Origin of the sequence: Flavobacterium sp. KBS0721 (genome assembly GCF_002007065.3) — a bacterium.
Classification (GTDB): domain Bacteria; phylum Bacteroidota; class Bacteroidia; order Flavobacteriales; family Flavobacteriaceae; genus Flavobacterium; species Flavobacterium piscis.
The window spans coordinates 5,414,637-5,435,610 of record NZ_CP042170.1 but is presented as its reverse complement, the minus strand read 5'-3'; the positions used below and the strand labels follow the sequence as shown (position 1 = coordinate 5,435,610).

The 20,974-nt window shown below is 32.7% G+C and carries 24 protein-coding genes; 11 read left to right on the top strand and 13 right to left on the bottom strand.

Translation table 11 applies throughout. The features are described 5' to 3' along the window. Positions 1–127: 127 nt before the first annotated feature. Positions 128–1,393, bottom strand: coding sequence for a hypothetical protein (locus B0M43_RS22680; protein ID WP_078005503.1), 1,266 nt, complete (start codon positions 1,391–1,393; stop codon positions 128–130). A gap of 121 nt (positions 1,394–1,514) precedes the next feature. Between B0M43_RS22680 and B0M43_RS22675 the strand changes: the two genes are divergently transcribed. Beyond that, positions 1,515–2,576 (top strand): oxidoreductase, encoded by a 1,062-nt coding sequence (locus B0M43_RS22675; RefSeq protein WP_065450566.1) that lies wholly within the window; start codon positions 1,515–1,517, stop codon positions 2,574–2,576. An 84-nt stretch (positions 2,577–2,660) separates the two neighbouring features. On the opposite strand, the gene B0M43_RS22670 is transcribed toward B0M43_RS22675, so the two are convergent. From B0M43_RS22670 to B0M43_RS24785, 5 genes are all read right to left on the bottom strand, one after another. Beyond that, positions 2,661–3,119, bottom strand: a complete 459-nt coding sequence (locus tag B0M43_RS22670; RefSeq protein ID WP_065450565.1) for a sensor of ECF-type sigma factor — start codon at positions 3,117–3,119, stop codon at positions 2,661–2,663. 16 nt (positions 3,120–3,135) lie between these two features. Next, the gene (locus B0M43_RS22665; RefSeq protein WP_065450564.1) at positions 3,136–3,552 is read right to left on the bottom strand and encodes a hypothetical protein; all 417 of its coding nucleotides are present in this window, start codon (positions 3,550–3,552) and stop codon (positions 3,136–3,138) included. A gap of 33 nt (positions 3,553–3,585) precedes the next feature. Beyond that, positions 3,586–4,128: an RNA polymerase sigma factor gene (locus tag B0M43_RS22660; protein WP_065450563.1), complete on the bottom strand. Its 543-nt coding sequence runs from the start codon at positions 4,126–4,128 to the stop codon at positions 3,586–3,588. 62 nt (positions 4,129–4,190) lie between these two features. After that, a complete protein-coding gene (locus B0M43_RS22655; RefSeq protein WP_078005502.1) occupies positions 4,191–5,375 on the bottom strand; it encodes an SRPBCC family protein in 1,185 nt (394 codons plus the stop codon). 192 nt (positions 5,376–5,567) lie between these two features. Continuing rightward, positions 5,568–5,756, bottom strand: coding sequence for a hypothetical protein (locus B0M43_RS24785; RefSeq protein WP_065450561.1), 189 nt, complete (start codon positions 5,754–5,756; stop codon positions 5,568–5,570). Between the two features lie 82 nt (positions 5,757–5,838). Here B0M43_RS24785 and B0M43_RS22645 point away from each other — a divergent pair, with 82 nt between their 5' ends. Continuing rightward, positions 5,839–6,219 (top strand): nucleoside triphosphate pyrophosphohydrolase family protein, encoded by a 381-nt coding sequence (locus tag B0M43_RS22645; protein ID WP_065450560.1) that lies wholly within the window; start codon positions 5,839–5,841, stop codon positions 6,217–6,219. 256 nt (positions 6,220–6,475) lie between these two features. Here the strand turns inward: B0M43_RS22645 and B0M43_RS22640 are convergent, their stop codons facing one another. Continuing rightward, complete coding sequence (locus B0M43_RS22640; protein ID WP_065450559.1) at positions 6,476–7,546, bottom strand: branched-chain amino acid aminotransferase; 1,071 nt, start codon at positions 7,544–7,546, stop codon at positions 6,476–6,478. Between the two features lie 306 nt (positions 7,547–7,852). On the opposite strand from B0M43_RS22640, the gene mnmD reads away from it, so the two are divergent. Together mnmD and B0M43_RS22630 are read left to right on the top strand one after the other, a co-directional pair. Continuing rightward, the gene (gene mnmD / locus B0M43_RS22635; RefSeq protein WP_078005501.1) at positions 7,853–8,518 is read left to right on the top strand and encodes a tRNA (5-methylaminomethyl-2-thiouridine)(34)-methyltransferase MnmD; all 666 of its coding nucleotides are present in this window, start codon (positions 7,853–7,855) and stop codon (positions 8,516–8,518) included. 165 nt (positions 8,519–8,683) lie between these two features. Next, positions 8,684–8,881, top strand: coding sequence for a hypothetical protein (locus B0M43_RS22630; RefSeq protein ID WP_065450557.1), 198 nt, complete (start codon positions 8,684–8,686; stop codon positions 8,879–8,881). A gap of 34 nt (positions 8,882–8,915) precedes the next feature. On the opposite strand, the gene B0M43_RS22625 is transcribed toward B0M43_RS22630, so the two are convergent. Then, positions 8,916–9,857 carry a LysR substrate-binding domain-containing protein gene (locus tag B0M43_RS22625; protein ID WP_065450556.1) on the bottom strand — a complete coding sequence of 314 codons (942 nt, stop codon included), beginning with the start codon at positions 9,855–9,857 and terminating at the stop codon, positions 8,916–8,918. Between the two features lie 108 nt (positions 9,858–9,965). On the opposite strand from B0M43_RS22625, the gene B0M43_RS22620 reads away from it, so the two are divergent. The 4 genes from B0M43_RS22620 (at position 9,966) to can (ending at position 13,353) form a co-directional block, all read left to right on the top strand. Then, on the top strand, positions 9,966–10,445 hold the full coding sequence (locus tag B0M43_RS22620; protein WP_078005500.1) for a Dps family protein: 480 nt from the start codon (positions 9,966–9,968) through the stop codon (positions 10,443–10,445). A 132-nt stretch (positions 10,446–10,577) separates the two neighbouring features. After that, positions 10,578–10,859, top strand: a complete 282-nt coding sequence (locus B0M43_RS22615; protein WP_065450554.1) for a hypothetical protein — start codon at positions 10,578–10,580, stop codon at positions 10,857–10,859. Positions 10,860–10,943: 84 nt separating this feature from the next. Then, positions 10,944–12,593 (top strand): SulP family inorganic anion transporter, encoded by a 1,650-nt coding sequence (locus tag B0M43_RS22610; protein ID WP_078005498.1) that lies wholly within the window; start codon positions 10,944–10,946, stop codon positions 12,591–12,593. A 121-nt stretch (positions 12,594–12,714) separates the two neighbouring features. Further along, positions 12,715–13,353: a carbonate dehydratase gene (gene can / locus B0M43_RS22605; protein WP_065450552.1), complete on the top strand. Its 639-nt coding sequence runs from the start codon at positions 12,715–12,717 to the stop codon at positions 13,351–13,353. Between the two features lie 33 nt (positions 13,354–13,386). On the opposite strand, the gene B0M43_RS22600 is transcribed toward can, so the two are convergent. Continuing rightward, positions 13,387–14,589, bottom strand: a complete 1,203-nt coding sequence (locus tag B0M43_RS22600) for an LETM1-related biofilm-associated protein (protein ID WP_065450551.1) — start codon at positions 14,587–14,589, stop codon at positions 13,387–13,389. Positions 14,590–14,694: 105 nt separating this feature from the next. Continuing rightward, complete coding sequence (locus B0M43_RS22595) at positions 14,695–15,222, bottom strand: superoxide dismutase family protein (protein WP_065450550.1); 528 nt, start codon at positions 15,220–15,222, stop codon at positions 14,695–14,697. 323 nt (positions 15,223–15,545) lie between these two features. Here B0M43_RS22595 and B0M43_RS22590 point away from each other — a divergent pair, with 323 nt between their 5' ends. The 3 genes from B0M43_RS22590 (at position 15,546) to B0M43_RS22580 (ending at position 17,252) form a co-directional block, all read left to right on the top strand. After that, positions 15,546–15,872, top strand: a complete 327-nt coding sequence (locus B0M43_RS22590; RefSeq protein WP_371296056.1) for an META domain-containing protein — start codon at positions 15,546–15,548, stop codon at positions 15,870–15,872. Between the two features lie 32 nt (positions 15,873–15,904). Beyond that, the gene (locus tag B0M43_RS22585; protein ID WP_078005497.1) at positions 15,905–16,438 is read left to right on the top strand and encodes a DUF4251 domain-containing protein; all 534 of its coding nucleotides are present in this window, start codon (positions 15,905–15,907) and stop codon (positions 16,436–16,438) included. 328 nt (positions 16,439–16,766) lie between these two features. Next, on the top strand, positions 16,767–17,252 hold the full coding sequence (locus B0M43_RS22580; protein ID WP_078005496.1) for a hypothetical protein: 486 nt from the start codon (positions 16,767–16,769) through the stop codon (positions 17,250–17,252). A 72-nt stretch (positions 17,253–17,324) separates the two neighbouring features. Here B0M43_RS22580 and B0M43_RS22575 read toward each other — a convergent pair whose 3' ends face one another. The 3 genes from B0M43_RS22575 to B0M43_RS22565 all read right to left on the bottom strand — a co-directional run bounded on the left by B0M43_RS22575 (position 17,325) and on the right by B0M43_RS22565 (position 20,927). Beyond that, the gene (locus B0M43_RS22575; protein WP_078005495.1) at positions 17,325–18,419 is read right to left on the bottom strand and encodes a glycoside hydrolase family 18 protein; all 1,095 of its coding nucleotides are present in this window, start codon (positions 18,417–18,419) and stop codon (positions 17,325–17,327) included. 305 nt (positions 18,420–18,724) lie between these two features. Beyond that, positions 18,725–20,530: an acyl-CoA dehydrogenase family protein gene (locus tag B0M43_RS22570; RefSeq protein ID WP_078005494.1), complete on the bottom strand. Its 1,806-nt coding sequence runs from the start codon at positions 20,528–20,530 to the stop codon at positions 18,725–18,727. A 31-nt stretch (positions 20,531–20,561) separates the two neighbouring features. After that, complete coding sequence (locus B0M43_RS22565) at positions 20,562–20,927, bottom strand: four helix bundle protein (RefSeq protein ID WP_078005493.1); 366 nt, start codon at positions 20,925–20,927, stop codon at positions 20,562–20,564. Between the last annotated feature and the right edge of the window lie 47 nt (positions 20,928–20,974).

Below are 20,974 nucleotides of genomic sequence, written 5' to 3'. Positions count from 1 at the left end.
TTTATAAAAGACGGTTGCAAATTTACTGTTTTAAAACAAATTAGAGTCAATTATAAGAAAAAAGATAAAAAAAAGCACAATCGTCAAATTGTGCTTTAGTTTTTTATTTAGAAATGCGAATTTAATATTAACCTCTTCTTCCGCCTGAACTTCTTGTGCCTGCGCTGTTTTCTCTTTGTGGCTGGCTGCTTCTTGATTCCTGGCTTGCTCTTGGAGCTTCAGAACGCTGAGTGTTTTGAGCTCTTGATGAGCTTGATCTGCTTTCTGAACTTCCTCTGTTTTGGGAGTAGTTTCTTGTTGGTTCTGCTCTCTGCGGAGAGGGAGTTTCTGTTCTTTGAGTATAAGTTCCTCTATTATTTGTATTTCTAGGTGTACTTTCTCTTGAAACATTAGAATTGTTCTGACTGTAATCTCTTCTGTTTTCGGTTCTGTTAGTTGTGTTTTCAACTCTTGCCGCATTGTTATTGTTTACCGTAGCCGAATTACCTCTGTTTACAGGAGTTGAACGATTAGTGTTGTAACTTCTGTCAGTATTAGTTCTGTTTTCAGCATAGTTTCTGTTTGTAGTTCTATTGTCTGTTGCAGATGTTCTATTTGTATTAGATCTGTTTGTATTGTAAGTGTTTTGATTTCTGTTAGATTCTCTGCTTGCAGTACGTCTTTGATCTAAATCATACCTGTTTGTTACATTAGCATGTCTTTGAGCAAAGCTATAGTTAGGACGTCTTGTTTCGTAACCGTAAGTACGTCTTGATGCGTATAAAACCGGAGCTCTGTAACTTCTTCTTGTTGTTACGTAATTGTAATGATTGTTTACATTGATATAAACTCCAATGTTGTTTCTATATCTGTAAATTGGGTAAGGGCTCCACGCTGCATAGTAGGTTGGATAATAATTCCATCCCCAGGTAGAGTAATATGGTCTGTAATTATTTACCCAAAATGAGGTATATATTACTGGCGCAACACTGTAAACCGGCTCATAAATATAATTGTCTCCGTATAAATAAGTATTACCTACCACCTGTACGCTTACTTTATTGTAATTATCTCTTTCTACATCGATTGTTGCAATATCCTGGTAAACATCACGATCAAGAACTGCCTGGATAATTACAACGTGAGTTCTGTCTTCTACAGATTCTATCACACGTAAATAATCAACCTGATCATCGCCATTTAAATCAAGATTCGAGATTTGGTATTTTGGATCATTCAAACGTCTTTCGAAATCCTGAAGATTGGCTGATTCACCAAAGATAGAAGCTACTGCTCTTAAGTCTAAGTTATCGCTTATATCTGAATTTTTTGCATATACAGTAGTTTGGCTTTGTGCTGAACAAGAACCAAAAACTAAAGCTGCAAACGCTATTAAAAGTAAATTAGTTTTCATGATAAAATCATATTAAAGATTAATACTGGGAGATATCCAATTACTGTGCCAGAAAAAAACAAGGAACTTATTTTATATGTTATAAATAATTGTATTTTAGCAATAAAAAAAACTGATTTATATGAGAAAAGTAATATTTTTTTTCGGTGCTTTAATTTTATTAATGTCTTTTAAAGCGCTGAATCATAATGATGAAAGACCGTTTTACAGTGGTTTTACTTCAATACAAATAGATACTTTATTTCAGGATAAAATTAGTATTAGAGCGATCTCAATAGACAAGAATAAAGTTTGGTACGGAGCTGATAATTCCCGATTTGGCTATTATGATTTAGATAAAAAAGAGAAGTTTGAAGATCGTATTTATCGTGATACCTTGAATCTGGAATTTAGAAGTATTGCTCAAAATTCTCAAAGTATATTTTTACTAAGCGTAGGAAATCCTGCACTGCTTTATCAGGTTTCTAAAAAAACACAAAAAGTAAAATTAGTTTATAAAGAAGTGAACGCTAAGGTGTTTTACGACAGCATGCAATTTTGGAACGATAAGGAAGGAATAGCAATTGGTGATCCTACCGAAGATACTTTTTCGATTATTGTAACACGTGACGGAGGAGAAACCTGGACAAAAATATTATCGGATAAATTACCTACTAATGCTGAGGGTGAAGCTGCTTTTGCCGCAAGTAATTCGAATATCGTGATAAAAGGAAATGATACATGGTTGGTTTCAGGAGGAAAAAAAGCACGAGTATTTTACTCTGCCGATAAAGCTAAAACATGGAAAGTAATCGAAACTCCTATTGTGCAGGGAAAAACAATGACCGGTATTTTTACAGCTGATTTTTACGATGCCAAACACGGATTTATTGCCGGTGGAGATTATGAACTTCCAAACAAAAAAACAGACAACAAAGCTTTTACTACTGATGGAGGAAATACCTGGAAGTTAATAGGGCAGGAAATGGGTTTTGGATACGCGTCGTGCGTGCAATACGTTCCGGGCGGAAATGGTAAGGAAATTATTTGTGTGGGTTCTGAAGGTATTCAGTACTCTCAGAATGGTGGCGAAAACTGGACGCAATTATCAACGGATACAAAATTTTTTACGATTCGTTTTATAAATAGAAATACTGCGATTGCTGCAGGTCATAATAAAGTAGTAAGACTTCGTTTTAAATAGTCTTAAAATAACAAGAACCCTAAATAATAAAGTAAGTATTATTATATAGTGTTCCTGTCGCTGTTGTTCTTTAAATGTGGCTTTTTATTTGTTGCCGGCTTTATCTCTGTATTGTTTTAATAATTTTCGATTAAAATCGTCTTCAGATTTTTTAAGCTTTAATATTTTCTTTGCCGAAAGTATCTTTTTTAAATTGGTATTGTATTTATCACGTAAAAGATATAATTCCTTATCTGTGCTTTCTATTTGCGATAAAAGAGTAGCGGCTTCTTTTTCTGACATCGTACTAATATTATCATCATCTAATTTGCGTAAATACACTTTCATTTTTTCGTGACGCAATTCAAATTGTTTGTCATCGTACGCATTGTAAACAGGCCAGAATTTCTCCGCCTCAGTAGAGGTAAGTTCCAGCTCGGTAGTTAAAAAAGAAACTTTATAAGCCTTAATTTTTTCTCGCTTTTCATCTGTTTTATCGTTTTGGGCATAAAATGAGAAAGTAGCAAAGAATAGAATTATTGGTAATATATTTTTAATTTTCATCTTTTGATATTTTTATTTATTCTGAAATTAAATTTTCAATGTTTGGATTTGAAGCCAAAATATCTTCTAGTGTTTCCTGTTCAAGGGCAACACTTTTATTAAGTTTGTCAATATCTTTAGTATCCAGTTCTTTAATTAAATCATACTGATTTAGGTTAGACTGATAGGATAAATAGGTTTCCAAAGTATCTTCGTCAAGTTCTTTAGAGGTATTATTATAGTTGTTTATGATTGGAATCATTAACGCCATAAAAACTACAGCGGCAGCAATCATAGAAAGTACCTTTTTACGTTTGTAAATCGGAATTACTTTTACTTCTTTCTCTTCGTTTAGCTGCTGTAAAACTTTTGCCGAAAAATTATCAAAATAATTTTCCGGAGTTTTAAATCCAGTGGCTATTTTCGGTTCGTTTTCTAATTTAAATGCTTTCATAATATCTATAAGACAGGTTTTGTTACAAAAGGTTTAATTTGATGTAACATATATTTCAATTTTTTTTACAGCATGATGATAAGATGCTTTCAGAGCGCCAACTGAAGTTCCGAGGATTTCAGCAATTTCTTCGTATTTTAATTCCTGAAAGTACTTCATTTTAAAAACCAATTGTTGCTTTTCCGGCAAGGTTACAATAGCTTTTTGAAGTTTGATCTGAATTTCATCTCCATCAAAATAAACATCGGCTTTCAAATTGTCGATGGTTTTATTTTGTAAAGCTTCAGATGTTATTCCGCTTAGTTTTGCTTTTTGGTTTAAAAAAGTCAGAGCTTCATTGGTGGCGATTCGATACATCCAGGAGAAGAGTTTACTCTCTCCTTTGAAATTTTTTAAATACTGAAAAACTTTCACGAAAGTGTTCTGCAATACATCATCTGCATCATCATGATTCAAAACAATGTTTCGAATATGAGAATATAAAGGTTTCTGATAATCAGACACGAGTTTTTGAAACGCTGTGTTCTGCGTTTTAGGATTTAATAATTCTTGTATAAATTCCTTCTCGTCTGTCAAATTCCTTGATTTATCTTATTAGAATGAATTTTAAACAAAAGGTTTAATCAGCTCTAAATAAATTAGAATTCTGATTCTTCTTCAGTAGTTTTAGGAGTTGTTGTTTTAGGAACCGTTTTTGGTTTTGGTGCTGCTTTTGGTGTTTGTGCAGGATCTGTTTCTGTAGGTTCTACAGATGTTGGTTCTGTATTGGCTCTGTAAACAGGAGCTTTTACAACAGGAACAACTTTTGGTTTAATAGGATAATAAACTTCGGTCATCAGCTTAGATGGACTTTTTACATCCAGTTTGCTAATAGTTAAAATTTCAAGGTGAGACCAGCTTAAATCCGGCATTATTTTTTCTTTATTTATAAAAGCTGTGGTTTTTGCCATTGCTTCGTTTAGATGCGTGTAATCACCTGTTAAAGTTGTTTTTACTGCTTCAAAACCATCCAGTTTTCCTCCCGAAATATCACTTCCTGCAGTGGTCAGGATTTCTTTGTTTGTAGGTAAACAAATCGAAATTTTTGCCAATCCGGTTGTGGTGTCGTACGTATGGTAAATAATAAAAGGTTTTCCGTTGGTAGACAAGCCATTGTTTTCGCTGAAATCAATCAATTTAGGAATAACAATTCTGGCGTTTTTGGTTATTTTTGGAATTTCACTTGTAAAAGTTTGTCTGATATAAGCAGTTTCGGTTTTTCTTACCACACCATTTACTTTTATAGCATATGTTTTAGTTTCGAAATCCAGGTTTTTATCAATGTTGGCAAGACTTTTTTCGTAAATAGTTCCAATAACTTTATCAGAACCTCCGTTTAGGGCTGTGTATACTTTAAACAAAAAGCTCATCGTTCCTGTTGCTTTCCAGGTTACTTTTGTTTTTCCTCCCAAAGTATCTTTAAAAGTCCAGTTTACATCAGCTTCTGTTCCGTCGTATTTCATTTTTTGCTGAATGCTTTCTCCTTCTTTGGTTTTTAAGGTAATGGCATTTCCGTTTCCTTCGGCTCCAGCCCAATAATAAGAGGCGCCATTTCCAGCTGTTTTATTAGGGAATGTCATTTTCATCGAAGTATCTGCTACTGACCACGATTCAAAATCTTCGTAATTTCTAAAATCATTTACATAATTATAAACGGTTGCTTTTGGGGAGTTAATCACCTTGCTTCTTTCTACAGAAAAAATCCCCTTTTGGGTAGCGACAAAAACAGTTAGCGCAACTAAGCTTAATAATAATAAAAGGAATAAATATTTTAGAATCTTCATTGGGAGTCATTTATTTGGTGTCGTAAAGTTATAAATTTTATTACTAGTCACGCTAATTGTGTAGCAATAAAAGTATACTTTATAAAATTATATGTGGGTCAATAAAAGCTTTAAATAAAACGTTTTTTCAGCAGTTTAATTGTAAAACTTCTGAAATTATTTGATTCTAAATATAGCAATAAATTTTCGAAATTATCTTTTAAAGAAAAATTTGATCACAAATAACAGGGCAATAAAAATAAGGAACACTATTAATACTTTGTAATTTCCTTTATAAAAAATTCTGTGTAATGCGAGATCTTTTCGATAAGCAAATATCATTACGATTACAAATGCAATAAAAAAACAGAGTGCGAATATTAATTGTCCTTGACTAAACATAGTTGAAAATTATTTTTGACAAATTTAGAGAATTGTATATGAATAGTTGCTAATTTGGCATTTCATTTAAGTAAATAAAATCATGAAGAAACAACTTAATGCGGTTACTGAATTTCATACTGCTTTTAAAATAGGTCACAGTCAAACACCAATTGCTGATTTGGGCGAAACTAAAAAAATCCTTCGTTATAATTTAATGAAAGAAGAAAATGAGGAGTATCTCGAAGCAGTTCAGAATAATGATTTAGTCGAAATTGCTGATGCTCTGGGAGATATGATGTATATTTTATGCGGAACCATTATCGAACATGGTTTGCAAGATAAAATCGAAGCTGTTTTTGATGAAATCCAACGTAGTAATATGAGTAAACTTGGCGAAGACGGACAGCCAATTTACAGAGAAGACGGAAAAGTAATGAAAGGGCCTAATTATTTTAAACCTGATTTTTCTAAGCTTTTGTAAAAGATTAACCGCAAAGAACGCAAAGTTTTTTTTGGGTAGTCCTTGTAAAATAAGAACAAGAAGTTCGCAAAGCTTTGCGCAATTTTTGTCATTTCGACGAAGGAGAAATCCTCGCAAGTAACTCCGCAATGAGAATCCAATCTTTGTCGAGCTTCTAACGAGGATTTCTCCTTCGTCGAAATGACAAGATTGTGGAAAAAAGTAACCCGACAAATTTTAGATTTGTCGGGTTTTTATATTTAAAACGATCTTTTGGTTATTGAACTTTAACCGTCCATCCAAAAGTATCTTCAGAAAGTTTGTTTTGAAGATTGGTTAGTTTTTCTTTTAAAAGTGCAGCGTATGAATTTTCTACCGGAGCCATTTCATAGTAAACATCCTGATAAGAGAAACCTTTGATAACGCTGATAACTGCAGCAGTTCCAGCTCCGAAGATTTCCTTTAAAGATCCGTTTTTGGCAGCTTCTACTAATTCTGAAACAATAACAGGGCGAACTTCTACATTAAGACCTTCTTTTTCTGCCATAGCAATCAAACTTTTTCTGGTAATACCATCTAAAATTCTTTCGCTTGTTGGAGCAGTTAGTAAAGTGTCATTAATTCTGAAGAAAACGTTCATTGTTCCTGCTTCTTCCAGTTTTGTATGCGTTGCATCATCTGTCCAGATTACTTGCTGAAAACCATCTTTGTTTGCTAAATTTGTTGGGTAAAATTGTGCAGCATAGTTTCCTGCAGCTTTTGCAGCTCCAATTCCACCATTTGCAGCTCTACTATAATGTTCAGCAATAATTACTTTTACTTCGCCGGCATAATACGATTGTGCAGGAGAAAGTAAAATCATGAATTTATATTCATCAGAAGGATTTGCAACAACGCCAGCGCCTGTAGCAATCATAAAAGGACGAATATACATGCTGCTTCCGTTTCCTTTTTGAACCCATTCCTGATCGATTTTCAATAACTCATTTAAACCATCCATAAAAATAGCTTCAGGTACTTCCGGCATTGCCATACGAACTGCTGAATTATTAAAACGCTTGAAGTTTTCATCAGGTCTAAACAACCAAACATCATTATTGTCATCTTTGTAAGCTTTCATTCCTTCAAAAATAGCTTGTCCGTAGTGAAAGACTTTTGAAGAAGGATCCATTAAAATTGGAGCATAAGGCTTAATGACAGGATTTTGCCACTCTCCATTTTTAAAATCACATTCGAATAAATGGTCTGTAAAAACAGCACCAAAGCTTAAGTTTTGAAAGTCTACTCCGCTTATTTTTGACGAAGTTGCTTTTCTGATTTCAATTTTGCTTGTTTGAGTTGTACTCATAATTATGTAAAGTTTTTATGTAATTTTCATTGTAAAGAAGGATTCTAAAACAATGATTTGGTGTTAAATAGAATTTACTGAATGCAAAATTAAGTAAAAATATATAAATTCCTTAGTAAAACTGCATTATTTATGGCGTTTAACTGAGATTTATTTATCTTATAATAAAGTGAAAAAATTAAGATGATTTTATAAAGAATTTATGAAAAAACTGCCGTTTTTTAAGGCTTTACGCATTTGTTTTGACTAAATTTGACTGTTAAAAATAAATAAATTCCAGAGATATCCATTATAAACTTCTAAAAAGTGAAGAGAGAAATAATTAAAACGCTAGATGGCTCAACGACAATTCATTTGCAGGATTGGGATGAGTGCTACCATTCTAAACACGGTGCCATTCAGGAAGCAAAACATGTATTTATAAAAAACGGACTTTCATTATTTGAAGATAAACCGGTAAGTCTTCTGGAAATTGGTTTTGGAACGGGTTTGAATGCTTTTATCACTTTTTTAGAATCGAATCAAAAAAATCAAAAAATTGATTATGTGGGAGTAGAGGCGTATCCTGTTGAGGCATCAGAAGTTTTAGAAATGAATTATGTCAGTGAACTTGATGCATTGGAATTTGAGAACATTTTTGAAGAAATGCATAAATGTGAATGGGATAAAAAAAATGAAATTTGCAACACATTCTCGTTAACCAAAAGGAAACAATTTTTTCATGAAATAGACGATTTTGAAACTTTTGATTTGATTTACTTTGACGCCTTTGGATATAGAGTACAACCGGAGTTGTGGAGTACTGAAATTTTCAGGAAAATGTACAACAGTTTAAAGCCAAATGGAGTTTTGGTAACCTATGCTGCCCGCGGAGTTGTTAAAAGAAGTATGATTGAAGTTGGATTTACTGTCGAAAAATTAGCAGGCCCTCCGGGAAAACGAGAGATGTTTCGAGCCTTTAAAAAGGTTTAAATGAGTTGTTTAGAATGATTCTATATTGATTTATGCATATTAAGAAAACGTATTCGTTGCTAAAGTTTTTAAAATAATAAGTTAAAATACACGCATATGAATGATATTTGATTAAATTTGTGCGAGTTTAGAAATATAGATAACCCCCGAAAATCTTATTTTATTATGTCAAAAATGATGTTTGATTACACGAAATCAATACTTGAGAGAGTAAGTTTCGATCCGATACTTTTCTGTAAAGAATTAGAAAAAGCTATCAAAACGCTGTTACCATACGAAATGGAGCAATTACAAGAATGGTTAATGAATTTTATTATCGAAAAACCAGAACTAAAACAAAGTTTACTACTAATCAAAGTATAAAAAAAAGGAGCCAAATTGGCTCCTTTTTTTATGTCTATTTCTTTTGTAGCGGACTCACAATTTGAACGTTCTGAAAAACAATTGCTCCTTTTACAACTCCGGCAATTGTAGATCGCAAAGCGTCGATGATTTGCATTTTTAATTCGCTTTTTGGGTAAATTAAACTTACCTCACGAGCGGGTTTTGGTTCCTTAAAATTTCGTAGCTTCAGTTTGTCGGAATCTTTTAAGTCTAAGGTGTGCAAGTACGGAAGTAACGTTGTACCCAAACCTTCGTCGGCTAATTTTATCAGGGTTTCAAAGCTGCCGCTTTGTATCTGAAAATTATTCTGGTCGATATCAGTACCATTTTTGCATAAATTCAAAATTCCGTCTCTAAAACAATGTCCGTCCTGCAAAAGCAAAATTTCATTGATGTTTAAGTCCGAAACTTCAATTTCGTCTTTCTGAAAACTGGCGTGATGTTCCGGGATATACGCTACAAAAGGTTCAAAATACAAAACAATCTCTTTTATTTTTTCGTCTTCAAGCGGCGTTGCGGCAATGGCAGCATCAAGATGTCCGTTTTTTAATTTAATAATAATCTCATCTGTGTTGAGCTCTTCGATTAAGAGTTTTACTTTCGGATATTTTTTGATAAAATTGTTTAAAAACATTGGTAAAAGAGTAGGCATTATGGTAGGTATAATTCCTAAACGAAATTCCCCTCCAATAAAACCTTTTTGCTGTTCTACAATATCTTTGATTCTATCAGCTTCATTAACAATGTTTTTGGCCTGATTTACAATTTTTTGACCAATGTCTGTAAGCTGAATGGGTTTCTTACTTCTGTCAAAAATTAAAATATTAAGCTCTTCTTCAATCTTTTGAATCTGCATACTTAATGTAGGCTGTGTAACAAAACATTTTTCGGCAGCAAGCGTAAAATTTTTGTGTTCGGCAACAGCTAACACATATTGTAATTGAGTAATCGTCATTTTGATAGTATTTTGTGATGCAAAAATAAGAAAATATAATTTTTTTTTATACTATTTTAAAAGAACTTATATTAAATTTGTAGTAAACTTATTATAAAACGAAAAACTATGAAAACAAATATTTTAGGATTGCCTGTAAAAGAGTCAGAATTGTTAGTAAAGGAATTGAATATTCTGTTGTCAAATTTCCAGGTATATTATCAAAACTTAAGAGGAATACACTGGAATATTCGTGGTAAACGTTTCTTTGATTTACATGTTAAGTTTGAAGAATTATACACAGATGCCCAATTAAAAATTGATATGATCGCAGAAAGAGTATTAACAATAGGAGGGACTCCGTTACATACATTCGAAGATTATATTAAAAATAACAAATTGGCTGTTGGAAAAAATATCTCGAATGATGAAAAAGCAGTTCATCTTATTGTAAATTCTTTATCTGATTTATTGAAAATTGAAAGAGAAATTTTGAATCAATCTGATGAAATTAATGACGAGGGAACAAATTCTATGATGAGTGACTTCATTGCAGAGCAGGAAAAAACAATCTGGATGATGAGAGCATGGTTAGAAGAAGAATTGTAAAGCCTTGTTTATAAAATAATTAAAAGCAGAATTGTCACATTAGATAATTCTGCTTTTTTGTTATTGTTAAATTTGTATAAAAATTTTGCTCACAAGCTTTGATTTTATTTGTTTAACACTATTTTTGCTTCGATGAAAATACTAGCCCGTATATTATTATTTATATTTATTGCTTTCTTATCGACCCCAACAATTGTTCAGGCGATAAAGAAAGGGACTAATACGGCTATATCTTTTAATTGTGCAGAAGAAGAAGTTCATAAGGAACTTAAATCTATAGTACATCCTGTGGTATTAGAACATGAGGTAGTATTACCTGTCTATATTCAGAAGAAAACGATTGTTTCTGAAAACATCGTAAAATTAGATAATATTTCTCCGAGCATATTTGCTCCACCTCCCAACTTGATATAATACTTCCGATTATTTGAACTACACTACATTTTTGACTAAATGTGGTAAATCTTTAATGAATAATTTTTTTAGTATTGTATTATTATGACAAAAAAAATCAATCTTTTTGCCAACCTTAAATCTGATTTTGCTTCAGGTTTAGTGGTTTTTTTGGTGGCTCTTCCATTGTGTTTAGGTATTGCAATGGCCTCTGGAGCGCCGTTGTTTTCTGGTATTATCGCAGGTGTTATTGGTGGTATTATTGTTGGCTATCTAAGTCAGTCACATATTAGTGTTTCGGGGCCAGCAGCTGGATTAACAGCTATTGTTTTAACCGCTATTACTGATTTTGGTGCTTTCGATGTGTTTTTAATGTCTGTTTTTATTGCAGGACTAATTCAGTTAGCATTAGGGTTTTTAAAAGCCGGAAGTATCTCGAATTATTTTCCCACAAATGTTATTGAGGGAATGCTGGCGGGTATCGGTATTATTATTATCCTGAAACAATTGCCGCATGCTTTTGGTTATGATGCAGATTTTGAAGGTGATCAGGCTTTTATTCAAAACGACGGAAGCAACTCCTTTTCATTTTTATTTGATGTGCTAAATCATATACAATTAGGAGCCGTAGTGGTTTCATTGGTTTCGCTTGTAATATTGATCTCTTGGGATAAAGTACCTTTTTTAAAGAAATTAAAATTAATTCCGGGAGCACTTGTTGCTGTTGTTATAGGTATAGCTTTAAATGAATTTTTTACAGCTACAGGAAGCTCATTGGCAATTGCAAAAGAACATTTGGTTTCATTGCCAGTTCCAAAGTCTTTTGATGAATTTAAATCTATTTTAATTACGCCAAATTTTGCCGCGGTTACAAATCCGCAAGTTTGGGTAGTTGCTATTACAATTGCCATTGTAGCTTCTATAGAAACACTTTTATGTATTGAAGCAGCCGATAGAATGGATGTTCAAAAACGTTATACCAATACCAATGTTGAGCTTAGAGCGCAAGGTATCGGTAATATTGTAAGTTCACTTTTGGGTGGTTTACCAATGACATCAGTTGTGGTAAGGTCATCAGCTAATAATAATGCAGGTGCAAAATCTAAAATGTCAGCTATAATTCATGGTGTGCTTTTACTAATAAGTGTTTTGTCTATTCCTGCATTGCTAAATAAAATTCCGTTGGCTACTTTAGCAACTGTATTAATTTTGGTAGGATATAAATTAGCAAAACCTGCAACATTCAAACATTTTTGGGAGAAAGGGAAATACCAATTTATACCTTTTGTTGCCACTTTAGTGTTTGTTGTAGCAACAGATTTACTTAAAGGTGTTGCTTTAGGAATTATCATTAGTGTGATTTTTGTACTAAGAGGAAATCTAAAAAGAGCTTACAGTTTCAAAAAAGAAGAATACGAAGATGGCGATGTAATTCATATCGATTTGGCTCAGGAAGTTTCATTCTTGAATAAAGCAGCTATTAAATTAACCTTGAATGAAATTCCGGAAAACTCTAAAGTAATTATCAATGCGCAGGATACAGAATATATTGCCCATGATGTGCTGGATTTAATTCGTGAGTTTAAAGAAACGAGAGCAATTGATGAAAACATCAAGGTAAAACTAAAAGGATTTAAAGAGGCTTACGAGCTTGAAAATTCACCTGATCTTAATAATCATGTATCCATCGAACATTATTATGATGTTGCAAAAAGAACATTGGTTAAAAAAGAAACGATAAAAGAAGATTTTTAAACAAATTAAATTAATTAAGGTATTTCTTCATTGTGAGAAATATTAAAAATTAGATAACTTTACATTAGTTATTTTTAATATGTTTAATCATGTAGAAATACCATTCAAAAAAAACAAAAAAATGAGAGAGTTTTATAAGCAGTTATTAGAAAACAACAAAGAGTGGGTTGAAAAATCATTAGCATTAGATCCTAATTATTTTGCAGATTTAGCAAAAGGACAAACTCCGCCATTATTATGGATTGGATGTTCTGACAGCCGTGTTCCTGCAAATGAAATTATTGGAGCTAAACCAGGAGAAGTTTTTGTGCATCGTAATATTGCCAATATGGTCGTACACTCTGATATGAATATGCTGAGTGTTCTGGATTATGCTGTAAATGTACTAAAAGTAAAACATGTTATTGTTTGCGGACATTACGGTTGTGGTGGTGTAAAAGCAGCAATGGGTAATATGTCTGTGGGAATTATCGACAACTGGATTCGTCACATTAAAGATGAGTATCGTTTGCATGATAAATACTTAAACTCAATTGAAGATGAAACAGAACGTTTTAATGCTTTTGTTGAAATCAATGCTAAAGAACAAGTGTACAACCTGGCAAAAACTTCGATTGTACAAAGTGCATGGAAAAACGGTCAGGATTTAATGCTGCACGGATGGGTTTATGGTTTGAATTCAGGTTTTGTAACCGATTTGAATGTAAATATTGCTTCGAATGATGAATTAGATGAGGTATATCAGCTAAGTAATCTATAAAAATTAAAAAATCGCCTCAAAAGGGCGATTTTTTTATTCGTTTTCGTCCAGATTTTCGTTGAAAGCAGATGGTAATAAAGTGGGAATAAACTTGATTAAAATCGGCAATAGTAAACTTCCGCCCGGAAGTAAAAATATGGTCAGTGACGGAATCGTTTTGCAAATATCCAAAAGCTGTTTTTTTACTTTTTTCTTTTCTTTGGCATCCAGATCCCTGGTTGTAGAATAAGCCAGAAGAACCATTAATTCCTTACTCTGAATAATTTCCTTAACTAGTCTGTTTTTGTTTCTTACAATAAGTTTTACAACGCTGTGCGTCATTTGATCATAGAAATGCTTGACTGGGTTAGAATAATTAAAATAGGGAATTTTCTTTTTATGAGTTGTAATAAAAGTATTTGTTGTATCGATACTTTGGGTAACAAAATCATCAGAAACCCCCATCATTGATCCTAAAGAGTATAAAAAATAAGCTTCTTCATTTTCTACAACACCATCGCTCCATAAAGCCATTCCGGCCATATCAATCAAATAATAATGTTCCAGTTTATTACTGAAATAGTCGAGCTGTAAGGTTTCTAAAGTATCTACAGTAACTTTTGAGAATTTCGAATATCGAATAGAAGCTTCAAAAAGTTTAATTAATAAATCATCGTGTTGTGATTTGACAGTTTTGGTTTTTAAGGCCAAAGCTACAATGCCCAATACAGTTTCTTCGATTCGTTTTAAATATTTTTCAGGAATTGCGCCTTTTTCCAGGTATTGTCTAAAAGCCAAAACATCAATAAACAAAAGCGCATTGGTTACTAAATGCGAAAAGTTTTTACTAATGATGCTGTCATTTGTCTGAACGCGTTGATCAATTATATTTTCTAAAGAAAGGGAAGGAGTGTCTTTTGGAAGTAAAATTTTGAACAAATTAAACCCTTCAGGATTCATTTCTTTATAAAATTTTAAAACTTCGCTGATAAAGTTATTGGGTTCAAAGCTTCTTTTTTCTAAACAAAAAACGCCGTACAAAGTATTTAATAAAGCAACTTTAGAAATTTCGGTTTTAAACCAGCCTTTTATATGAATTGGAATTCGGGAATCGATAGTTATGATGTGACCATAGATAAAACCAGTTTCTCTGACTTTATAGTAAAACGAATCTGTAGTCTCAAAAGGTATAGCTTCTGAAAATTTTTGTTCACTAAAAAACTTATCTATCCAACCTGGTGCTGATGGGTTAATCATTAACTTTAATTTATAGCTGCAAAGCTATATCTTTTTCTTGTCTTAGGATAAATTTTAAATGAAATAACCACTAGATTTTGTGAAAATGTAGTGGTTATTGTTTTTTTATTTGATGATTCCGGCACAAGCAACTCTTCCGCCTGCATTTCCGGTTGGCTGAGTTGTAAAATCATCAGTTCCCTGATGTACAATCAAACCTTTTCCAAGAACATCTTTGTTGGTGTCTCCACAACCAATACACCATTCGTCAGTGGTTAATGTGATAGTTCCGTTACCTTTTGCATCAGCAGTAAAGTTTCCGATGTCTCCTTTGTGGTATTCAGCAACACCCCATTTTCCGTGTTTTTTAAAGGTTGGATTCCAATGTCCTCCGGCTGAACTTCCGTCGGCTGAACTACAATCTGCTTTTTCGTGAATGTGTATCGCGTGAACTCCCGGAGTTAAACCAGTCATTTTTGCAACAAAAGTAACTTTGCCGTTTTTCTCTGTAAAAGTAGCAGTTCCTGCAACGGCACTACTGCTTTTTGGCTCTAAGGCAACAGTCAGGGTTTTGGCATCGTTTGATTTTGTATTGGTCTTACAGCCAATGATTAAGGCGGTAATTATAGCGAAGGAAACGATAATTTTTTTCATATATAAGGGCATTTAAATTAATGATTAAGTAAATTTAACATAAAATTCCGACATTGATTGAAGCTAATAGTTAAAAAAATCTAAAACTATTGGTTGTTATTTAATGTTGTGATATACAATCAACCCAAAATTATTGCGTAATTTCGTATAAGCTCCGATTTGATTTTTTTTTTAAATCTGTATTTATTATTTATAATTTAATCTGTAAAATTATGATAAAGAATATTCTAACGTTAGTTTTTTTGGGAGTTGTCTTAATTTCCGGTAATGCTTCTAAAACTATAAAAGAAAGCGCTGTTAATCAGTTGTAAGGAACATGGGAACTGAATTATATTACTGGTCCCAGAATAGCTTTTGAAGGTTTATATCCCAATAAAAAACCAACGATAAATTTCGATCTCGCGGAAAATCGTGTATCAGGAAATAATAGTTGTAACTCTTTTACAGGTAAACTCATTTTGACTGATAATAAAATCAATTTTACACAAGGTATGGCAGTTACCAAAATGATGTGTATGAATGGGCAACAAGGAGAGCAGGTTTTTATGAGCACTTTACCCAAAATCACATCATATGATATTACTGCCGATGGTAAAACCTTGAATTTTATTTCTGGTGACATTGCCATGATGCGATTTACTAAAAAATAGATCTTTTTTTAACTCTATTAAAACTTTATTTTATGAAAACTAAATTATTCATTTTATTAATGTTATCCTGTTTATTGAGTTTTCCTCTTTTTGCGCAGGAAAAAACAAAGAAAGAATTAAAAGCTGAAAGAGATTTGCAGAAACAAAAAGAAATCGAAACGCTTATTGATTCTAAAAAGTTTGATTTCGAAGCTCAAAAAGTCAATCCACAAGGAGGAAGAGTGATTAATCTGGATTATAATATGTATTTTTTAAAATTTAATACAGAAAAAACAACATGTGATTTACCTTTTTTTGGACGTGCTTTTAACGTACCATACGGAGGCGGCGATGGCGGAATAGTATTTGAAGGCGTACCGGAAAATATAAAAGTAGAAAAAAAGAAAAAGAGTTTTTTAGTAAGAGCTACCGTTAAAGGAAAAGATGATGTATATGATTTGCTGTTTTCTATCTTTTTGGATGGAGGTGCAACGCTTTCTGTTAATAGTAATAACAGAGCTTCAATTTCGTATACTGGCGAAATTAAAGCACCCAAGACACAAGAAATTAAAAAAGAAAAATTTTGAGTTGTATTGCATCCCGAATGCATAAGATTTATGCTAAAAACTCCTTTTGCAAAATATCCCTGAGATATTCTTTTTAATGTTATTGTTTTTAATTTCCATTAGAATTCCTATTCCATACAGAAATATGATGATGACAAACAAATTAATATCTGTAAACTCGAAATTAGAATTTCGAAAAGATTTGGCTGAAGGACAATAGCTTTGTCATTAGCTTATCAATATTCATTTTTTAAAACTGTAAGAATGTTTTGATGATTTAATTTTTAATGTGTTAAAAATCAGTATATTTGATGTGCGTTAATTTTTAAAATAAATAAAATTGAATACTATGAAAAAAATTAGTCTTATTGTTATTATGGCAATTGCCACATTTTCATCTTATGCGCAATCTTCCTTTAAAGAAGATGTAGAAGTTCTGCAAAGTGTTTATGGAAAATCAAAAAGTGATCTTGTAAAGCAGTATATGAACTTGTCTGATACACAAAGTGTTGCTTTTACAAAGATTTATGATACTTATGAAACAGAACGTAAAGCACTGGGGCAAACAAAGTTTCAGCTTATTAATAATTATGCCGCAAATTATGCGACTCTCACAGATGAGAAAGCAGATGAGTTGGCAAAAGGAACTTTAAAAAATAATCTGTCTTATGAAAAATTATATTCTAAGACTTATAATCACGCTAAAAAAGCAGTTGGAGCGATAAATGCGGCTAAATTTATTCAGTTAGAAGTGTATTTGCAAACTATAATAAGAGCTGAGACTTTGGAATCAATTCCTTTTATTGGTGAATTGGATAAGTCAAAATTGCAATAGATTTAATTTTACAAAGAGAAAAACGGCACTTACCTCGGTTAACTGCCGTTTTTTTATTGTTTGGTAATAAATTTATTGAGCTGTTTTAACCTGATAAATGGCATTTACCATTCCGTCTCGTGGTGTATCCAATGGAAGTTCCCAAAACATGATTCCCCCTAATTTTTTCGCTTTTGCATATTCTGCTTTAGCTTTAATAGAAGTTAAGTTGTCTCCGGTTGCAAATGTTTTTTCTTTTGTGTTGTACCAATAAGCAGCTTTAGCTTTATCATCCCAAAAGTATTTCCACCCATTTGCTTCTGTGTAAGTATCGGCAAAGCTTTTAAAAGGAACACCTTGAATATGTTCTCCTGCCTGATACAGACCATTATTTATATTTTCCACATTTTTCCAGGTCCTGGTATAAAAAGCACCACCAATAACTAATTTTTCTGCTGGAATTCCTTGCTTCAATAGAAATTCAACTGCTCTGTCTGTAGATTCCTCTTTAGGATTAGTGCTGTATAATGGAGTATGATGCCCTGTAACAGTCGAATAACCGTTTACTAAATCATAACTCATAATGTTGATACGATTTACTAACGGTCCTACAGTTTTCCAGTCTATAGATTCATCTAAAAATTTCTGAAATCCTCCTGCAGCAAAGCTTAATTCGTACTTCTTGCCTAAAGTAGAACGCAAAACTTTGATTAATTCTGTAAAGTTAGGTTTGTCAGAAGGTTGAAATAAATGACCAGGCAGTCCTTCAATTGCCGGATATTCCCAATCTAAATCTAAACCATCTACTTTAAAATAGTTGCTCACTTCTTTTACTGATTTTGCAAAAGTCAATCTTCCTTCGGGAGTTGAAAATGCAGCAGAACAAGGCTCACAACCACCCCAGCCGCCAAGAGATAAAATAATCTTAAGTTGAGGATTTGATGCTTTTAGAGAAACCAGATGCTTAATTGTGGTTGAATCTTTAGCAGAATCAACGCTTAGTTTTCCATCTTTTAAATGGCAAAAGCTAAAGATAATTTGATTTAGTTTATTGACTTCGTATTCGTTGATCAGTTTATCATCGCCCGTGTAGTAAGCAATGATGTCCATTTTTTTGTTTTTTTGTGCAAAGATATTTGTGGTAAAAATGCCCAATAACAAAAGGATGATAAGGTTAATTCGTTTCATGTTTTAGTTTTTTTTTAGTTTTTTGAATGCTAAATATAACCATTTTACTTATGCTATAAAGTCAATCTTGATCAAAATTTGCAAATCATTGCAAAAATATTGCGACTTATAAATAGGATTTTAGAGATTATTTTAATCTGTTAAAATGTGGGCAGACCTCTTTTATATGCACTGCTGTGTGCCTCTATTTCTAAATGAACTTATATAACTTATATGGTGAAAAAATAAAAAACAAAAAAATAAACCCGCACTGTTTCGGATAAGTGCGGGTTTAAACAAATTAAAAGCTAAAAACTATTTTTGTATTAGAAGCAGTATTCATTTTCTGCAACTAATTTAGTTGTAATAACCTCTCTCAAGGCTACAACATTTGGATTGTTTGTGTATTTTGTAAAACGTTTTAATCCCATTAACATCATACGTTGTTCGTCACCTTCAGCAAAAGAAATAATTCCTTCTTTTCCTCTTGAGTTAACAATATCTACAGCTTTGTATAAGTATAATTTTGCCATTGCAATTTGCTCCTGAACTTTATCTTCGCCTTGATTTTTGGCTAATTTCTCCGTTCTAAGAATAGTACTTTCAGCCATGTAAATTTCGATTAAGATATCAGAAGCAGCCATTAATAACTGTTGGTGAGCATCTAAATCCGGACCATATTTTTGAACAGCACTTCCGGCAACCATTAAAAATACTTTTTTCAGGTTAGCAATAATTCCTTTTTCTTCAGCAAATAATTCAGAGAAATCTGGGGTATCAAAAGATGGTATTCCCATTAATTCTTCAGAAACTTTCATTGCCGGTCCTAACAAATCAACGTGGCCTTTCATTGCTTTTTTGATCAACATACCTACAGAAAGCATTCTGTTGATTTCGTTTGTACCTTCGTAGATTCTGGCAATACGAGCATCTCTCCACGCACTTTCCATTGGAGTGTCTTCTGAGAATCCCATTCCACCAAAAATCTGAATTCCTTCGTCAGCACAGTTTTGAACATCTTCAGAAACCGCTACTTTCAAAATAGAACATTCGATTGCATATTCTTCAACACCTTTCAATTCAGCCTCCTGGTGAGAAGTTCCTTCTGCTTCACGAGCAGCAATTCTGTCTTCGATATCTTTTGCAGCTCTGTAAGAAGCACTTTCTCCAGCGTATGCATTAGTTGCCATTTCAGCCAATTTAGAACGAATAGCGCCAAAAGATGAAATCGCAGTGTTAAACTGAATTCTTTCGTTAGCATATTTTACAGCTCCAGAAGTAACTCTTCTTTGAGCATCTAAACAAGCTGCAGCCAATTTAATACGGCCAACATTCAAAGCATTCATAGCAATTTTAAAGCCGTTTCCTCTTTCAGACAACATGTTTTCAACCGGAACTTTTGTCTCGTTAAAGAAAACCTGACGAGTAGAAGAAGCACGGATTCCTAACTTATGCTCTTCTTCATTCATAGAAATTCCGTTTGACGGATCGTTTTCTACGATGAAACCTGTAATATTTTTATCATCTCCAATACGGGCAAAAACGATGAAAACGCTACAGAAACCTGCATTCGAAATCCACATTTTTTGTCCTGTAATTTTATAATGTGTTCCATCTTCAGATAAAACAGCTTTCGTTTTTCCTGAGTTTGCATCAGATCCAGCGCCTGGTTCAGTTAAGCAATAAGCGCCAAACCATTCTCCAGTAGCCAATTTAGGAACGTATTTTTTCTTTTGTTCTTCAGTTCCATAAAGTGTAATTGGCATAGTTCCAATACCTGTATGAGCACCAAAAGCAGTTGAGAAAGATCCAGTTGCACCAGAAATATAATCGCAAACTAACATTGTAGAAACGAATCCCATTCCTAATCCGCCGTATTCTTCAGGAACCGCAACTCCAAGAAGTCCCAATTCTCCCGCTTTACGCATACTTTCTTCAGTAAAAGCGTAATCTTTTTTCTCGAAACGATTTTTGTTAGGCCAAATTTCTTTGTCTACAAACTCCTTCACAGAGTCACGCATCATTAATTGCTCTTCCGAAAAATCTTCTGGTGTAAAGACATCTTCGCACTTTGTTTCCTTAACTAAAAACTGACCACCACGGGTTACGTTTTTTTCGATTGTATCTGCCATTTTGTTTTTGTTTAGATAAAAGATGAAAGAATCAAGAAGAAAGATTTTTGTCTAACTTACTTATGAAACCAGTGGTCATCTTTTGAAATTCAATTATTTTGTTTTCTATTTCTTCTGTTTTTTCTTTTGATAAATAGTCGTTCTGACATGCTATCAATAATTGTGTTTGAAGTTCAAATGAAGATCCTAAACTAATATTCAAATAATGTTGAAAATGTTTATTCCCTCTGTTTGAACCTTCTGCAATATTTGACGGCATTGAAACTGAACATCGATTCATTTGACTACATAAACTATAAGTTTCTGCTTTTGGAAAAGTTGAAGTCAGTTTATAAATATCATTTGTAATATTCATAGCTAAAATCCAAATTTTCAAATTCTTAAAATTGTGTCTCATTTTTTTTGAGGCAAGATAAGAAATAACAAAATTAAAAGTAAGTTTTT

Coding starts and splice junctions, on each gene's coding strand:
- B0M43_RS22575 (WP_078005495.1), bottom strand. CDS start 18,419: ATGAAACGAATTAACCTTATCATCCTTTTGTTATTGGGCATTTTTACC.
- B0M43_RS24785 (WP_065450561.1), bottom strand. CDS start 5,756: ATGTTTAGTCAAGGACAATTAATATTCGCACTCTGTTTTTTTATTGCA.
- B0M43_RS22600 (WP_065450551.1), bottom strand. CDS start 14,589: ATGATTAACCCATCAGCACCAGGTTGGATAGATAAGTTTTTTAGTGAA.
- B0M43_RS22645 (WP_065450560.1), top strand. CDS start 5,839: ATGAAGAAACAACTTAATGCGGTTACTGAATTTCATACTGCTTTTAAA.
- B0M43_RS22665 (WP_065450564.1), bottom strand. CDS start 3,552: ATGAAAGCATTTAAATTAGAAAACGAACCGAAAATAGCCACTGGATTT.
- B0M43_RS22595 (WP_065450550.1), bottom strand. CDS start 15,222: ATGAAAAAAATTATCGTTTCCTTCGCTATAATTACCGCCTTAATCATT.
- B0M43_RS22585 (WP_078005497.1), top strand. CDS start 15,905: ATGAAAACTAAATTATTCATTTTATTAATGTTATCCTGTTTATTGAGT.
- B0M43_RS22670 (WP_065450565.1), bottom strand. CDS start 3,119: ATGAAAATTAAAAATATATTACCAATAATTCTATTCTTTGCTACTTTC.
- B0M43_RS22675 (WP_065450566.1), top strand. CDS start 1,515: ATGAGAAAAGTAATATTTTTTTTCGGTGCTTTAATTTTATTAATGTCT.
- can (WP_065450552.1), top strand. CDS start 12,715: ATGAGAGAGTTTTATAAGCAGTTATTAGAAAACAACAAAGAGTGGGTT.
- B0M43_RS22565 (WP_078005493.1), bottom strand. CDS start 20,927: ATGAGACACAATTTTAAGAATTTGAAAATTTGGATTTTAGCTATGAAT.
- B0M43_RS22640 (WP_065450559.1), bottom strand. CDS start 7,546: ATGAGTACAACTCAAACAAGCAAAATTGAAATCAGAAAAGCAACTTCG.
- B0M43_RS22680 (WP_078005503.1), bottom strand. CDS start 1,393: ATGAAAACTAATTTACTTTTAATAGCGTTTGCAGCTTTAGTTTTTGGT.
- B0M43_RS22625 (WP_065450556.1), bottom strand. CDS start 9,857: ATGACGATTACTCAATTACAATATGTGTTAGCTGTTGCCGAACACAAA.
- B0M43_RS22610 (WP_078005498.1), top strand. CDS start 10,944: ATGACAAAAAAAATCAATCTTTTTGCCAACCTTAAATCTGATTTTGCT.
- B0M43_RS22580 (WP_078005496.1), top strand. CDS start 16,767: ATGAAAAAAATTAGTCTTATTGTTATTATGGCAATTGCCACATTTTCA.
- B0M43_RS22570 (WP_078005494.1), bottom strand. CDS start 20,530: ATGGCAGATACAATCGAAAAAAACGTAACCCGTGGTGGTCAGTTTTTA.
- B0M43_RS22620 (WP_078005500.1), top strand. CDS start 9,966: ATGAAAACAAATATTTTAGGATTGCCTGTAAAAGAGTCAGAATTGTTA.
- B0M43_RS22655 (WP_078005502.1), bottom strand. CDS start 5,375: ATGAAGATTCTAAAATATTTATTCCTTTTATTATTATTAAGCTTAGTT.
- B0M43_RS22630 (WP_065450557.1), top strand. CDS start 8,684: ATGTCAAAAATGATGTTTGATTACACGAAATCAATACTTGAGAGAGTA.
- B0M43_RS22615 (WP_065450554.1), top strand. CDS start 10,578: ATGAAAATACTAGCCCGTATATTATTATTTATATTTATTGCTTTCTTA.